Source organism: Aeromonas sp. MTB (genome assembly GCF_056632455.1).
This window is the reverse complement of the sequence record NZ_CP147026.1, coordinates 924,430-939,166: the sequence shown is the minus strand read 5'-3', so window position 1 is coordinate 939,166 and position 14,737 is coordinate 924,430. Positions and strand designations below refer to the sequence as shown.

Annotated in this window: 13 protein-coding genes; 10 read left to right on the top strand and 3 right to left on the bottom strand. The window is 61.6% G+C overall.

The window, feature by feature from the left end:
* Window positions 1-127: 127 nt before the first annotated feature.
* Complete coding sequence (locus WBR25_RS04425; protein WP_479749468.1) at window positions 128-2,233, bottom strand: TonB-dependent hemoglobin/transferrin/lactoferrin family receptor; 2,106 nt, start codon at window positions 2,231-2,233, stop codon at window positions 128-130.
* A 193-nt stretch (window positions 2,234-2,426) separates the two neighbouring features.
* On the opposite strand from WBR25_RS04425, the gene WBR25_RS04420 reads away from it, so the two are divergent.
* From WBR25_RS04420 to WBR25_RS04410, 3 genes are read left to right on the top strand one after another with little or no spacing between them, the layout of a single operon-like run.
* On the top strand, window positions 2,427-3,398 hold the full coding sequence (locus WBR25_RS04420; protein WP_429105492.1) for a ChaN family lipoprotein: 972 nt from the start codon (window positions 2,427-2,429) through the stop codon (window positions 3,396-3,398).
* Window positions 3,399-3,423: 25 nt separating this feature from the next.
* Window positions 3,424-3,978: a cysteine hydrolase family protein gene (locus WBR25_RS04415; protein WP_429105493.1), complete on the top strand. Its 555-nt coding sequence runs from the start codon at window positions 3,424-3,426 to the stop codon at window positions 3,976-3,978.
* Between the two features lie 37 nt (window positions 3,979-4,015).
* On the top strand, window positions 4,016-4,399 hold the full coding sequence (locus WBR25_RS04410; RefSeq protein ID WP_005335256.1) for a hypothetical protein: 384 nt from the start codon (window positions 4,016-4,018) through the stop codon (window positions 4,397-4,399).
* A gap of 87 nt (window positions 4,400-4,486) precedes the next feature.
* On the opposite strand, the gene hutZ is transcribed toward WBR25_RS04410, so the two are convergent.
* Both hutZ and hutX read right to left on the bottom strand, forming a co-directional pair.
* Window positions 4,487-5,044 carry a heme utilization protein HutZ gene (hutZ, locus tag WBR25_RS04405; RefSeq protein ID WP_005335257.1) on the bottom strand — a complete coding sequence of 186 codons (558 nt, stop codon included), beginning with the start codon at window positions 5,042-5,044 and terminating at the stop codon, window positions 4,487-4,489.
* A complete protein-coding gene (gene hutX / locus WBR25_RS04400; RefSeq protein ID WP_058057835.1) occupies window positions 5,041-5,553 on the bottom strand; it encodes a heme utilization cystosolic carrier protein HutX in 513 nt (170 codons plus the stop codon). The genes hutZ and hutX overlap by 4 nt, the downstream gene beginning before the upstream one ends.
* Before the next feature lie 170 nt (window positions 5,554-5,723).
* Here hutX and WBR25_RS04395 point away from each other — a divergent pair, with 170 nt between their 5' ends.
* The 7 genes from WBR25_RS04395 to WBR25_RS04365 all read left to right on the top strand — a co-directional run bounded on the left by WBR25_RS04395 (window position 5,724) and on the right by WBR25_RS04365 (window position 14,720).
* Window positions 5,724-6,575, top strand: a complete 852-nt coding sequence (locus WBR25_RS04395; protein WP_479749467.1) for a heme/hemin ABC transporter substrate-binding protein — start codon at window positions 5,724-5,726, stop codon at window positions 6,573-6,575.
* Window positions 6,572-7,603 carry a FecCD family ABC transporter permease gene (locus WBR25_RS04390; protein ID WP_479749466.1) on the top strand — a complete coding sequence of 344 codons (1,032 nt, stop codon included), beginning with the start codon at window positions 6,572-6,574 and terminating at the stop codon, window positions 7,601-7,603. Before WBR25_RS04395 ends, WBR25_RS04390 begins: the two co-directional genes overlap by 4 nt.
* An 11-nt stretch (window positions 7,604-7,614) precedes the next feature.
* Entirely contained in the window at window positions 7,615-8,427 is an 813-nt protein-coding gene (locus tag WBR25_RS04385) for a heme ABC transporter ATP-binding protein (protein ID WP_421321062.1), read from the top strand.
* 230 nt (window positions 8,428-8,657) lie between these two features.
* Window positions 8,658-10,022 carry an endonuclease/exonuclease/phosphatase family protein gene (locus tag WBR25_RS04380; RefSeq protein ID WP_479749465.1) on the top strand — a complete coding sequence of 455 codons (1,365 nt, stop codon included), beginning with the start codon at window positions 8,658-8,660 and terminating at the stop codon, window positions 10,020-10,022.
* Window positions 10,023-10,268: 246 nt separating this feature from the next.
* Window positions 10,269-11,963: a LytS/YhcK type 5TM receptor domain-containing protein gene (locus WBR25_RS04375; RefSeq protein WP_479749464.1), complete on the top strand. Its 1,695-nt coding sequence runs from the start codon at window positions 10,269-10,271 to the stop codon at window positions 11,961-11,963.
* The gene (gene btsR / locus WBR25_RS04370; protein ID WP_129503400.1) at window positions 11,957-12,694 is read left to right on the top strand and encodes a two-component system response regulator BtsR; all 738 of its coding nucleotides are present in this window, start codon (window positions 11,957-11,959) and stop codon (window positions 12,692-12,694) included. Before WBR25_RS04375 ends, btsR begins: the two co-directional genes overlap by 7 nt.
* Before the next feature lie 217 nt (window positions 12,695-12,911).
* Complete coding sequence (locus WBR25_RS04365) at window positions 12,912-14,720, top strand: carbon starvation CstA family protein (RefSeq protein WP_139411038.1); 1,809 nt, start codon at window positions 12,912-12,914, stop codon at window positions 14,718-14,720.
* Window positions 14,721-14,737: the final 17 nt, after the last annotated feature.

Here is a 14,737-nt window from a genome sequence, read left to right as displayed (position 1 = left end):
ATCCTTCCACCCGCCCATGGCGGGTTTCTTTTTTAGGCAAACATCTGCTCTGCTCCATCGTCACAACATTGCGGCGACAAAAAAGGGGCCGAAGCCCCTTTGATCATCTGCGTCTGTTGTTTGCTCTTTAGAATATGTATTTGACCCGTGCACTCAGGTTGCGGCCCGGTTCGGTCATCATGCTGTTATCGGAGCCCTCGGCACGACCGGCGATACGCTCGTAGCTGGTGTACTCCTTGTCAAACAGGTTGAAGACCCCGACGTTGAGCTGCAGGTCGGTCATCGGGTTGAACTGGGCGTACATATCTACCACACCCCAACCGGCGCTCTTCACGTAATCCTTGCCTTTGCTGTCTTTACGGACTTTGTCCATGTCGTCAGCAAAGCGCAGCGCGGTGTTGAAGTTCCATTGGGACTGTTCCAGACGCACACCGACGGAGCCGTTGAGCGGGCTCAGGCTGTTGATGTAGTTGCCATCCCCATCCTTGCCTTCGATGTAGGCGAGGTTGCCCCATACATTGACGATGTCGTTGAGCCAGTAATCCGCCTTGGCTTCGACCCCTTTGGTGGTCGCCTTGCTCAGGTTCTGGTACTGGTAGACGGCGGTTCTCCCCTCTTTGCCCACTTCCACCATCTCGATGAAGTCTTCGAACTTGTTGTAGAAGCTGGCTACTTCATAGCTGAAGCCGTTGCTGCTGCCACGCACACCGAGATCGATGCCGTCGCTGCTCTCCGGATTGAGGTTCGGGTTGGGCTCGATGCGATAGCCGTACGCCTGATGGTTCAGGGTGGAGAAGGCGCTGTCATACATGGGGGCCTTGAAGCCGTGGCTGTACTGGGCGAACAGGTTGGCCGCCTCGTGGGCCTTGAACACCAGACCCAGCTTGGGTGACAACTCCCCTTCCGAGAACTTGTGCAGCTTGTCGCCTGTGTAGGCCGGATCGTTGTCCGGAGTCATCCGGTAGTAGTCATAACGGGCACCCGGGGTCAGTACCCAGCGCTCGCCAAACTTGATCTCGTCAAAGGCCCACAGGGCGCTGCGCTCGCTGGTGGTAGCCGGGAAACTCAGCTCGTTGTAGCCGACAAAATCACCGGGAGTCGTCGGCCCCTTGTAACGGGTACGTTCGTTGTCGGTGTGTTCGTATTCAGCCCCCCAGGCCAGGCGGTGGTTGGCGACCGCCTTGTGGAACTGCAGCTGGGCGCCGATGTTCTTCTGATCGAACACGTTGTGATCCAGCGAGTTTTTGGTCACATAGGGGTTGCCGGGGCTGACCGGATACTTGGATGAGGCGTACTGATCCAGCGTCTGCTTGGTGCGGGCGAAGTAAACCTTGCTATCCATCCGATCGGCCCAACCTTGATTCAGCGCGATGCCGTGATCCAGCACCACAGAGAGGTTGTCGGTCTGCTTGTCGGTGATGGGCTGATCAAAGACACGGGCAGTACCGGTACCGACCTTGTTGAGCTTGACCGCATCCGGCTCCTCGCCATCGGTCAGGTAGTCAACGGTCAGCTTGAGGAACTGCTCATCGGAGAGGTTCCACTTGCTCTTGAGCAGCAGGGCGTGGGTACCGATATCGAAGTCGTTTTTGGTGGAGTCGAAATTCTGGGTCACACCGCCATCGCGCCAGGTGTAGCGCAGCAGGTTCTCCACTTCACCAGTGCGCAGGGCGCCGGTAAAGCCCGCCATCTTCTGGTGGCTGCTGGAGGCGTAACCGCTGGTCACATCCAGATAACTATCCTTGCCCTTGAGGAAGTCGCTGGCATCCTTGGTGGTGATGGCAATCACGCCACCCAGCGCATCGGAGCCGTAGGCCGCAGAAGCGGGCCCCTTGGCCACTTCTACCTGCTTGATCATGTCGGTATCGAAGTAGCTCTGGCCAACACCGCCCTTGCTGTAGGCATCATTCTGGCGCACACCGTCGCGCACCACCTTGACCCGGTTTTCACCCATGCCGCGGATGATGAAGGTCTGCGCATCACCCTGACCGCCGAGCACGGTCACACCGGGTTCGTAGCGGAACAGGTCGGCGACGTTGGTGACGACCTGCTCTTCAATCTGCTTGGCGGTGATCACCGAGATGGGGCCGGAGACATCTTCCAGTTTTTGCTCCATCCGTGAGCCGCTGACGACCACGACTTCATCCGCCTTCTGGGTGGCAGCAAAGACCTGGGAGGAGAGACCGGCCGCCACGGCGAGGGCAACCAGAGAGAGTGCGTTATGATGGGTCACAGCGAATCCTTATTGAGAACTATTATCAAACAGACCGCATATTACCCGGCTCCCGACAAAGATCAACAGGAAACGAAATCATTCTCATTTGTTTTGAACCAAATTGGTTTTACACTGTCGCCCTGTGTTGCCCTTATTCTCTATTAGCCCCCCGAGATGCACCGGCATCCGGGCATATCAGCCGTGAGATCCCATGATTAGACGACTTCCCCTGCTCGCCCTGCCGCTGCTACTGGCAGCCTGTGCCACCCCCACCCAACCGACCCAGTCATCACAGTTGCAGACGCTCTATGACTACCGGCTAAGCGGCGAAAGAGAAGCAGACCTGACGCTGGAGCAGGCAATCGCGCGCATTGCCGACGCCGACATCATTCTGGTGGGTGAGCTGCACAGCCATCCCGCCGTGCATCTGTTGCAATCGCGCCTGCTGAGCGGGCTCTACACCGCAAGTCAGCAGCACGGTCGGCCATTGGCCCTCTCCATGGAGCAGTTCAGCCGCGCCGATCAGAAGACGCTGGATGCCTATCTGGCGAATCAGATTGGTGAAGCGGCCTTGATCCGCGAAGGCAACGCCTGGCCCAACTATCCGAGCGACTACCGCCCGCTGGTAGAGTTTGCCAAGGCTCACCGGATGCCGGTGATCGCCGCCAACGCCCCCAAGCCGCTGGTGAGCTGTGTCGGTCAGGAGGGGGCTGAGTGGCTCGACAAACTGCCCGCGTCGCGTCGCAGCCAGCTGGCCCGCCAGCTGACGCTGGGGGATGATCCCTATCGCCAGAAATTTATGGCCTCCATGCACCACGGCGATGCCGACAGCAACGCCCGCCGCTTCGCCGCCCAGACCAGTTGGGATGACACCATGGCCGAAAGCATGGTGGATTATCTCGCCAAGCACCCGGGCCAGCAGATCATGCATATCGCCGGCAATTTCCACGTCGAGGGGGGGCTTGGGCTCGCCAGTCGCATCGCCAGCCGCAATCCTGCCCTCAAGGTAGCGCTGGTCGTGCCCCGTACAGATGAGACCTCTGTTGCAGATCCCGCAGCCGATGTGCAGGTAACCATCATGCCGCTGCCTAAGCGCTGGCAAAACAGTGACGAGATGAAGCAAGATATGGGCGCGCTGCATCAATCCCGCAGTCGTGACTGCAGCCAGTGGCTGCAACCCTAATCTTCCAGGAAACGGCGGGTAAAATATGGATGTGTTACTGATCATCGATGTGCAGCAAGGCTTGTTCAACGAGCCCCGTTACCGCCAGGAGCAAGTGCTGGCCAATATCAATCGGGCTGCGGCCCATGTCAGGCAGCAACAGGGACGGGTCATCTATATCCAGCATGACTCGCCCCCCGGTACCGAACTGGAACCGGGCACCCCGGGTTGGCAGTTGCACAGTGCGCTGCAACCGGCCAAGGGGGAGAGCCGGGTACGCAAGACAGCCTGTGACAGCTTTCTCGATACCGAGCTTGCCTTCCTGCTGGCCGAGCAGCCGGTCGATCGGCTCATTCTCTGTGGCTGCGCCACCGATTTTTGCGTCGATACCACGGTGCGCAGTGCGGCCTCCCATGGGTTCGAGGTGCTGGTGTTGAGCGATGGTCACACCACCGCCGATCGCCCCCACCTGAGCGCGGCCCAGATCACCGAGCACCATCACTGGATGTGGCGCCACCTCAGCCTGCCGGAGGGGCACAGTGTGACCCTGCTCACCACCGACGAGCTGCTGGCAGTAACACCCGCCCTGCAGCCGTGCTAATCTGCGAGCCTCGCCTCGTTTCTCACTGGAGTCTGTCGTGCGCCTGTTGTCTGCCACCCTGTTGTTGATTGTTCCCCTGCTGTCGGCCTGCTCCAGCTTGCCCGGACAGAAGTATGACGGGCCGGAGCCCCTGTTTCTGACCCACATCAACGAGGAGGGGAGCAAGCGCTTCACCTTTGAAGCCGCGCCCAACGACACCTTGCCGCGCGGCCTATCGGCAGCCCAGAGCCAGCGGCTGCTGGAGCAGCGGGAGGCGTTACAGGAGAATCTGCTGACCGAGACCCTGGCGACCAAGCAGTATTGCCGCCAGGGCTACATCGTACTGAGCCAGACCTCCTGGAAGGTGCGGGGAGAGTGCAACGAAACGGCCACCGACGCCGATCGTCGCGCTTTTCCCAACAAGGCCAGCTGGCAGGATTGATCAGGCCGGATGAGATAACGCAATAAAAACGGGCAGCCAATTGGCTGCCCGTTTTGTTATGACGGCTGTCGTGGTCGACAGGGATCGTCAGACCGGCGCATCGGCCGGGCTGGTGAGCTCGGCACCGTTGTCGATGCGCTTGTGCCCCTCCACCAGATGGACGAAATCCACCAGCTCGTCACCGGAGACCGCGAACGCCTGACCGAAGCCCTTGACGAACAGCCCCTGCTCCGGCTTGAGGCGGAACAGTTTGAAATCCTTGAGGTTGGAGAGACCCTTGATGATCTCGCCAAAACGCCCCTCCAGCGCAGCGACCGCCTTGCTCCAGCGGGCGTCGTCACGGGCAACCACTTCAGCCACCGCATCGAAGGTCAAGCGCTTGCGGGCAAACAGCTCGCGGGCACCGCTCTCATCCTCGATCAGCATCAGGGATACCCGCGGCACCTGTTGCAAGTTGCGGGCGTGGCGGGCGATCTCGGAGATCAGCACATAGTAGCCATCTTCCTGCAGCACGAACGGGGCATAGCTGGCGTTGGGATTGCCTTCGCCATCGACGGTGGCGAGCTGCAGGGTGCGGCAGCTGTCGCGAAACTCGCGGATCTCCGGTTGCAGGCGGTTCTGCAGACGCTCCTGACGTTCACTCATGCTTTGACTTCCTCTTGAGAGTTGTGGCGCAGCGCCATAAAACGGGTGACCTGATCGTCCAGCAACTGGCGTTTCTCGTCGCGACCCAGATAGACCTTGAAAATGCAGCGGCCGGAGTGACCGAAGAACTGGAAGGAGTGCCCCTCCTTGCCCATGAACAGCTTGCTGACCAGCGCAATCCCCGCCACGTTGTCGAGCTTGAGATGACCATGCAGCTCACCGTCGCGGCCCATCAGGTTGTAGTAACCGCGTGCGTCCTTGCCTTTCGGGAAGGGGGCTTTTACCTCGAAGATGGAACCTTCTGATTCGACGATGGTGGTCACCGGGCCCCAGTCGGCCAGATCTTCCAGCAGACCTTGTGCGCGATCGGCGGGTAGCAGGGTCACCAGCTCGGCGGGCAGATGGCGAACCACCTCCCATTCGCTGATGGCAAGCTGGGCCGCCAGGGTGGACGGATGAGCGCCGGGATCCTGCTCCAGCAGCGCGTGAATGCGTTGTGCAATGCTCATGTTTTCTCCCTCTGCGGGACCAGGTCGTCCCGCTGTTTATCATGGCGGCTACTCTAATAAAGCACCGAAACCAATGCAATTGATAATTGCTATCATTATCAGTGCATTTTTTCCAAAGCCTTGATATTCTCGGCGGCACACCCGTTTCATTCACCCCTTCGGAGGTTAGCATGGGCCGTCGTCTTGCCCTCGCCATCACCCTGCTCTGCAGTTCACTGTCCCCATTCTCTGCCGTTGCCGCCGACGGACAGAAAGAGCGTATCGTCAGTATCGGCCCCGCCACCACAGAACTCATTCTGGCACTTGGTGGTGAATCGAGCCTGATCGCCACCGATGTCAGCAGCCCCTTGCCAAAAGGGTTGCCCAAGGTGGGTTATCACCGGGCGCTGGCCGCCGAAGGGATCCTGAGCCTCTCCCCCACCCGACTGGTGGGCAGCGACGAGATGGGGCCGGCCCCGACCCTGGATCAGCTGCGTCGTGCCGGGGTCAAGGTGGAGGTGCTGGATACCGCGCCGACTCTCGCCAACCTCAACCAGCGTATCGACACCCTCTCCAGCCTGCTGGGCGATAAAGCCGCTGGCGATCGCCTGAAGGCAGAGATCCAGGCCCAGACCGATCAGCTGGCGGCGCAAGCCAAACAGAACAAACCGCTCAAGGTCGCCTTCCTGCTGCTGCACAAGGGGCAACCCACCAGCATCGCCGGAGGGGACACCACAGCCAGCGCGCTGATCTCGCTGGCAGGCGGCATCAATCCGGTCGCCGAGTTGCGCAACTACAAGCCGGTATCCGCCGAATCCCTCATCGAGATGCAACCCGATCTGGTGCTGGTCAGCGGTCGTGACTGGCAGCAGTATGCCGATTCGGCCAAGGTGCTGGCAGAAGTGCCCGCCCTGGCGGCTACCCCGGCAGGCAAGCGCAACGCCATTCACGCCATCGACGGTCACGCCCTGCAAGGGGGCCTGAGCCTCAACTCCCTGCAGCAGGCGAACCAGATCGCCTATTGGATCAAGCAGGGGTCATGATGCGCTTGCCCCTCTCCTGGCTGCTGGCCTTCACCACTGCTGCACTGACACTGTTGCTGCTCGGTTCGCTGGCAACCGGCCCCATGACCCTCACCTTGGGCGAGAGTCTGCGGGCGCTGTTTGCCGGACAGGAGAGCGGGATAGAGTCGCACAAGCTGCTGATCGTGCAGGAAATTCGCCTGCCTCGTACCCTGCTCTGCATCGCCGTGGGCGGGATCCTCGGGCTCTGTGGCGCCGTGATGCAGGGGCTGTTTCGCAACCCTCTGGCTGACCCCGGCATCATAGGTGTCTCCGGCGGTGCGGCGCTCGGTGCGGCGCTCGCCATCGTGCTGCTGGCCCCCCTCGGCCAGCAGCTGCAAGCCACCATAGGGGTTGGCCTGCTGCCGCTGCTCGCCTTTCTCGGCGGCGCGCTCACCACCACCCTGGTCTATCTGCTCGGCACCCGTGAGGGCGGCACCTCGGTCACCGTCATGCTGCTGGCCGGGGTCGCCATCACGGCGCTCTCCGGCGCGGTGATCGGCCTGCTCACCTATCTGGCGGACGATCAGATGCTGCGCAACCTGAGCCTGTGGCAGATGGGAACGCTGGCAGCAGGCAAACCGGCCGATGTGGCGCTGGCCCTGCTCACCCTGACGGCCCTGCTGTGGCTCTTTATGCGCGATGCCAATCCCCTCAACGCCCTGCTGCTGGGTGAAGGGGAGGCCCGTCATCTGGGGGTCAATGTGCAATCCCTCAAACGCCGCCTGATCCTGCTCACCGCAGCGGGCGTCGGGGTAGCGGTGGCGGTAGCGGGGATGATCGGCTTCGTCGGGCTGGTAGTGCCCCATCTGGTGCGCCTGCTGGCAGGCCCCAACCACGTCAGGTTGCTGCCGCTCTCAGCCCTGCTTGGTGCCGCCCTGCTGCTGGCGGCCGATATGCTGGCGCGCACCCTGCTGGCCCCTGCCGAGCTGCCGGTGGGCATCATCACCGCCCTGCTCGGCGCCCCCTTCTTCATCTGGCTGCTGGTAAAAGGCCGCCGTGCCCTGTGATACGGACTGTTATGCAACCACTCTCATCCTCACTCTCCGCCCCCCTGTTGAGCTGCAGCCGACTCAGCCTGCGCCGTGGCCAGCGCCAGATCCTGGATGGGCTCAATCTCGACCTCGAGAGCGGAACCCTCACCGCGCTGCTCGGCCCCAACGGGGCGGGCAAGAGCTCACTGCTCAAGTGCCTGACCGGCGAGCTGGAATATGAGGGCGCCATCACCCTGTTTGGCGCGGATCGCCAGCAGTGGGACAGCAGCCAGCTGGCCCACCGGCTCGGGGTATTGCCGCAAAGCTCCTCCCTCAACTTCCCCTTTCTCTGCGAGGAGGTGATCGCCATGGGGCGCTTGCCCCACAGTGAACCGGCGGCGCGGCGTGACGAGATAGTGGCGGCGGCCATGACCCATGCCGGGGTCGAGCATCTGGCCAAGCGGCTCTATCCCGGGCTCTCCGGCGGCGAGCGGCAGCGGGTGCAGTTTGCCCGGGTGCTGGCGCAGATTTGGCAGGCACCCTCTCCGACCGAACAGGCTGAGCAACCCCGCTTGCTGCTGCTCGACGAGCCTACCTCGGCACTGGATCTGAAATACCAGCATCAACTGCTCACCATGGCGCGCGCCCTGGCCAGCCGCAATACTGCAGTGCTGGTGGTGCTGCACGACCTCAATCTGGCGGCGCGCTATGCCGATCGGCTGGTGATGCTGGAACGTGGCAAGCTGATGGCCGATGGCACACCTGCCGAGGTGCTCACCCCTGAGCTGATCGCCCGTCTCTATGACTATCCGGCACAGGTGATCCACCACCCCGAGAGCGGCCTGCCGATGGTGGTGTGACAAACTCAGAGTGCGGTAACGGCAGGAAGCGCGCCATTCATCCCGGAAACTGCAGCATATAAACCGGTTTTTCACACCCCATATCGCCCTGCTAACATTCATCATCGCCAGATATGTGGTGTGAATATCCTCACACTTTGCTCAGGCAAAACCCCCGCAGCATCACCGTCTACTTATAATGGCGCCGCCTCACAGAAGGCATAACTCATTGATGCTACGGAATAATTACAATGAAAAATATCAACAAGACCCTACTGGCTGCCGCCATCTCTCTCGGGATGCTGGCAGGCTGCGACAACGACTCAAAGGCAGCTGATCCCATGGTTCGTTTTGCCACCTTCAACCTCTCTTTTGACCGCACTGCCGCCGGTATGCTGACCGGTGAGCTGGCCTTGACCCGCACCGAGCAGGATGCCCTGCTGGCCCGCCTCGCCGAAGGGAGCCTGAGCGGCGCCACTGAAACCAAAGCCAAGAACGTGCAGCAGATCCGCAACGTGGCGGAGATCATCCAGCGCACCCGTCCGGATGTGTTCCTGCTCAACGAGTTCGACAACGACGGCAAAGGCGAGAGCACCGCCGATCTGAAAGCCTTCAACGACAACTATCTGGCTCACGCCCAGCACGCAGAGGTGACGGCCATCAGCTATCCGGTGATGCAGAACTTCGCCACCAACACCGGCCTGATGAGCGGTTATGACCTCAATCTGGATGGCAAGGTCAACAGCGGCCCCGACGATGCCTGGGGCTTTGGCAACTACCACGGCCAGTACGCCTTTGCGGTGATGTCCAAATACCCCATCGACACCAAGCAGATCCGCACCTTCCAAAACTTCAAGTGGAAGGATATGCCGGGCGAGCAGAACCCCATCATCGATGACTGCAACAATCCCAAGGTCAAGATCCCGGCCAGCCGCCGGTGTGGTGATGCCTGGTATTCAGACGCTGCCTGGCAGCAGTACCCACTCTCCTCCAAGAACCACGCCGATGTGCCGGTGCTGATCAAAACCGAGAAGGGTGAAGAGGTGATCCACTTCCTGATCTCCCACCCGACCCCGCCGATCTTTGCCAACGCGGCGCGTCACACCGTCAAGCACAACCGCGCCGAGATCGCCTTCTGGAACGACTACGTCAAGGGTCTCAACTACATGACCGATGACAAGGGCACCAAGGGTGGGCTGGCCAAAAACGCCAAGTTCGTCATCGCCGGGGATCTCAACGCCGATCCGCTCACCGGTGACGGCGACCTGACCGCCATTCAGGATCTGCTAAACAACCCGCTGATGAATCAGGCCATCACCAATGGCACCCTGATCCCGGTCAGCGAAGGGGGCCCGGAGTGTGTCAGCAAAGGGGCCGACTGCAAACGTAACCTCAATCGCCCCAGCCCGGAACGCATCACCAACTCCAGCGTGCTGCAGCTGGATCACGTCATCCCCTCCGCCAACCTCAACGCGGTCAAGAGCGGCGTCTTCTGGCCGGCCAGCTTCGAGGCCGGTTACCATCTGGTGTACAGCGTTATCGATGGCAAACCCAATATCGCCAAGGGTGTCAGTTCGGATCACCGCATGGTATGGGTCGATCTCAAACTCGATTGAACCACCCACTGACCGTCAATTCGGGGGTCTCTTGGCCCCCTTTTTGTTGCCGCAATATCGCCACGTCTGCCGCTGGCTCAAGCACCATGCTGAGTAACCAGACAGTTAGCGCCTGCCACGGCGGCAGACGATTCGGCAAATCGTGCGCTACGCCACCATTCCGATAACCCTGCCTTGCAAGGGGGTATGGGGTTTGCTAATACTCCGCGTCCATTAAATGACCAACCATTACCGGGGCAACGAGCCGTGGCGTTTGAACAATTCACTCTGGTGATCTCGCTGTTCCAGCAGCTCTGCGTCTATCTGGTGATCGCCTGGCTGCTCTCCAAGACGCCGCTGTTCATGCCGCTGACCCAGGTGACCCTGAGCTGGCCCCACAAGATCCTCTGCTACCTCATCTTCTCCGGCTTCTGCGTCATGGGTACCTACTTTGGCCTGAGGGTCGAGGACTCCATCGCCAATACCCGCGCCATTGGCGCCGTGCTGGGGGGCATAGTCGGCGGCCCGGCCGTGGGACTGCTGGTGGGGCTGACCGGCGGCATTCACCGCTACTCACTGGGGGGCTTTACCGCGCTGGCCTGCACCTTCTCCACCATCGCCGAAGGGCTGCTCGGCGGGCTGGTGCACCGCCACTTCGTCGCCCGCCACCGGCTTGATCTGCTGTTCAGCCCCTGGGTGGTGGGCTCGGTGGCCCTGGTCGCCGAGCTGATGCAGATGGGGATCATATTGCTGGTGGCTCGCCCTCTCGATGACGCCATCCACCTCATCGAGAACATCATCGCCCCCATGCTGGTGGCCAATACGCTGGGGGCCGCCATGTTCATGAGGATGATCCTCGATCACCGCGCCATGCTGGAGAAGTACTCAGTTGCCTTCTCCGCCCGCGCCCTCAAGATCGCCGAGCGGGCGATGCGGGTGCTGGACAAGGGCTTCACTCAGGAGGCGTGCCAGCAGATGGCGCGCATTCTCTACGAGGAGACCGGGGTCGGCGCAGTGGCCATCACCGATCGGGAGAAGCTGCTCGCCTTTATCGGCATCGGCGAGGATCACCACCTGCCGGGCACCGCCATCAACTCCCGGCACACCTTCAAGGCGATCCAGTACAACGAGGTGGTCTATGCCGACGGCAACCTCATCCCCTACAGCTGCACTATCCATCCCGGCTGCAAACTTGGCTCCTCGCTGGTCATTCCGCTGCGGGGGGAAGAGGGCTCCGTGGTGGGCACCATCAAGCTCTACGAGCCCAAGCGCAAGTTCTTCTCCTCCATCAACCGCACCCTGGGAGAGGGGATCGCCCGGCTGCTCTCCGGCCAGATCCTGGCGGGCAAATACAACGAGCAGAAGCGGCTGCTGGCCCAGTCGGAGATAAAGCTGTTGCAGGCGCAGATCAACCCGCACTTCCTGTTCAACGCCCTCAACACCCTGTCGGCGGTGATCCGGCGCGATCCCGAAAGCGCCCGTACTCTGGTGCACAACCTCTCCACCTTCTTTCGCAAGAACCTCAAACGACAGGGGGACGAGGTGACCCTGGCCGACGAGCTGGAGCACGTGAACGCCTACCTGCACATCGAGCAGGCCCGTTTCGCCGAGCACCTGAGCGTGCAGATCGACATTCCAGAGCCGCTGCTGGAGTACCGGCTGCCCACCTTCTCCCTGCAACCCATCGTCGAGAACGCGGTCAAGCACGGCATCTCCCAGATGTTCGAACCCGGCCTGCTGACCCTGACTGCCCGGGTCGAAGCACAGCGGGTGGTGCTGGAGGTGTGCGACAACGCCGGGCTCTATCAGACGAAACAGGAAGGAAGCGGCCTTGGCATGAACATAGTGGATCGGCGCATCAAGGCCCGTTACGGCGCCGAGTACGGGGTCGCCATCGACTGTGTCCCCCATCAATCAACCCGGGTGAGGATCACCCTTCCCCTGCAGGAGAGCCCATGCTGACCGCCCTGATCGTTGACGATGAACCCCTCGCCCGCGAGGAGCTGCGCCTGCTGCTGGAGCAGGCGGGCAATATCCGCCTGCTGGGAGAGTGTGCCCACGCCATGGAGGCGCTGCCCGCCATCCATCGCCTCAAACCCGATCTGCTGTTTCTCGACATCCAGATGCCGCGCATCAACGGGTTGGAGCTGGTGAGCATGCTGGACCCGGACTTGCGCCCCCACATCGTCTTCATCACTGCCTACGACGAGTTTGCCCTGCGCGCGTTCGAGGAGAACGCCCTCGACTACCTGCTCAAACCGGTCACGGCAGAGCGGATGAACAAGGCGCTGGAGCGCATCCAGCGGTTGCTTTCGCCCAAAGGTGAATTAGCTGGCCAACCGCTGCCGGATCCAACCCGCATCGCCCAGCCCCTGCGCAGCATCCCCTGTAGCGGCCACAACCGGATTCTGCTGCTGCCTCTTGGCGAGGTGGAGTTCATCCACAGCGATCTCACCGGTAACCGGGTGATCAGCGGCCAGCAGCAGGGCACCACCGAGCTGACCCTGCGCACCCTGGAAGAGAAGACCGGCTTCGTGCGCTGTCACCGCCAGTACCTGCTCAATCCGGGCCAGATCCGCGAAATCCTGCTGCTGGACGGCGGGCTGGCGGAAGTGGTGACTCAGGGCGGCCACAAGGTGCCGGTGAGTCGCCGCTACCTTAAGCCCCTCAAGGAGCTGCTCGATATTCCCTGATGGCGCGCTATGCTTCACCCCGCTCCCGCTCTGCCAGCGACCACTCACCCGCTGACCACGGCCGTCGACACTCCCGCCAAACCACTCGGGGTCGCTTTTCAGCCACTCGCGGGCAGAACCCGGCCACTGACCTTTTCTTCGCTCCCCTTTCCCCACCGCATGGATAGAGTACAGCCTGAGCCCGGCCAGACTGGCCACAGGAAAAGGAAACTCCCCCATGCAACACGCAATCACTTTTGTCATTGCGGCCCTCTGCATCCTCGCCATCGCATATCGCCTCTACGGCGTGTTCTTTGTGCGCAAGGTGCTGCAGGCTGACGACAAGCAAGTCACCCCCTCCCACCAGCTGGAAGATGGCAAGAACTATGTGCCGACCAACAAGTGGGTCAACTTCGGTCAACACTTTGCCGCCATCGCCGCCGCTGGCCCGCTGGTCGGCCCGGTTCTGGCGGCCCAGTACGGCTACCTGCCGAGCTTTCTCTGGCTGCTGATCGGCTGCGTCATCGGCGGCGCGGTACACGACACCGTGGTGCTGTTCGCCTCCATGAAGCATCAGGGCAAGTCCCTCTCCGAGGTGGCCAAGGCCGAACTCGGTCCCATCGCCGGCTGGTGCACGGGGCTCGCGATGCTGTTCATCATCACCATCACCATGGCGGGTCTCTCCATGGTGGTGGTACACGCACTGGAGCGTAACGCCTGGGGCGTGTTCGCGGTGTTCATGACCATCCCCATCTCCATGGTGGTGGGAATTTGGCACAAGCTGACCGGCAACCTGCAAGCCGCCTCCTGGGTCGGCTTTGCCGCCGTGCTGGCCTGCGTCTTCTTTGGCCCCTACGTGCAGGAAAGCGCCTTCGGTGCCTGGCTGACCCTGCGTGCCGAGACCATCAGTCTGGCGCTGCCCATCTACGCCTTCTTCGCTACCGCGCTGCCGGTCTGGCTGCTGCTCACCCCGCGCGGCTACATCTCCAGCTTTATGAAGATCGGCGTGTTCGGCGCGCTGGTGATCGGCGTTATCTGCATCAACCCGGAGATCCAGTTCCCCGCCATGACCCAGTTTGTCCACGGCGGCGGCCCGGTACTGGGTGGCCCGGTCTGGCCCTTTATCTCTATCACCATCGCCTGTGGCGCCATCTCAGGCTTCCACGCCTTTATCGGCTCAGGCACCACCCCGAAACTGGTGGACAAGTGGAATGACATTCTGCCGGTCGCCTTCGGTGCCATGCTGGCCGAGTGCGTGGTGGGCGTGATGGCGCTGATCGCCGCCACTGCCCTGCACCCGGCTGACTACTTCGCCATCAACGCCACCCCGGAGGCCTTCGCCAAACTGGGGATGCAGGTGGTGGATCTGCCGTTCCTCTCCCAGGAGATCGGTATGGACCTGAACGGCCGCACCGGCGGCGCCGTCACCCTAGCGGTGGGCATGTCCTACATCTTCACCAAGGTGCCCTGGTTCAGTAACCTCGCCTCCTACTTCTTCCAGTTCGTGGTGATGTTCGAAGCAGTCTTTATCTTAACCGCCGTCGACTCCGGCACCCGGGTCTCCCGTTACCTGATCCAGGACTTCTTCGGCGAGTTCTACCCGCCCCTCAAGCGCATCGACTGGATGCCGGGCGCCATCGGGGCCAGCGTGCTCGCCTGTGTGATGTGGGGGTATCTGCTGATGTCCGGTGATATTGGATCTGTGTGGGCGCTATTCGGGGTCTCAAACCAGCTGATGGCATCGGTGGGCCTGATCATCGGTGCCACCATCATCTTGCGACTGGCCAGCAAGCGCCGCTACATGCTGACCTGCCTGATCCCGCTGGCCTATCTGTTCGTCACCGTCAACTACGCCGGTTACTGGATGATGAGCAACGTCTACTTCAACGCCGCGGCCAAGGGCTACAACCCGATGAACGGCATCATCTCCCTCATCATGCTGGTGCTGGGAATGCTGATCCTGCTCTCCGCCCTGCGCAAATGGAGCGAGCTGTGGAAGCTGCGCCAGCAGCCCTCCTACAAGGTGGTTGAAGCGACCGCATCCTGATGGACGAGTGGCTTTTC

What these genes read in the sequence shown, in the direction of transcription:
- WBR25_RS04380 (WP_479749465.1), top strand. Translation starts at nt 8,658, where the DNA reads ATGAAAAATATCAACAAGACCCTACTGGCTGCCGCCATCTCTCTCGGG.
- WBR25_RS04390 (WP_479749466.1), top strand. Translation starts at nt 6,572, where the DNA reads ATGATGCGCTTGCCCCTCTCCTGGCTGCTGGCCTTCACCACTGCTGCA.
- WBR25_RS04420 (WP_429105492.1), top strand. Translation starts at nt 2,427, where the DNA reads ATGATTAGACGACTTCCCCTGCTCGCCCTGCCGCTGCTACTGGCAGCC.
- WBR25_RS04395 (WP_479749467.1), top strand. Translation starts at nt 5,724, where the DNA reads ATGGGCCGTCGTCTTGCCCTCGCCATCACCCTGCTCTGCAGTTCACTG.
- WBR25_RS04415 (WP_429105493.1), top strand. Translation starts at nt 3,424, where the DNA reads ATGGATGTGTTACTGATCATCGATGTGCAGCAAGGCTTGTTCAACGAG.
- WBR25_RS04365 (WP_139411038.1), top strand. Translation starts at nt 12,912, where the DNA reads ATGCAACACGCAATCACTTTTGTCATTGCGGCCCTCTGCATCCTCGCC.
- hutX (WP_058057835.1), bottom strand. Translation starts at nt 5,553, where the DNA reads ATGAGCATTGCACAACGCATTCACGCGCTGCTGGAGCAGGATCCCGGC.
- hutZ (WP_005335257.1), bottom strand. Translation starts at nt 5,044, where the DNA reads ATGAGTGAACGTCAGGAGCGTCTGCAGAACCGCCTGCAACCGGAGATC.
- btsR (WP_129503400.1), top strand. Translation starts at nt 11,957, where the DNA reads ATGCTGACCGCCCTGATCGTTGACGATGAACCCCTCGCCCGCGAGGAG.
- WBR25_RS04385 (WP_421321062.1), top strand. Translation starts at nt 7,615, where the DNA reads ATGCAACCACTCTCATCCTCACTCTCCGCCCCCCTGTTGAGCTGCAGC.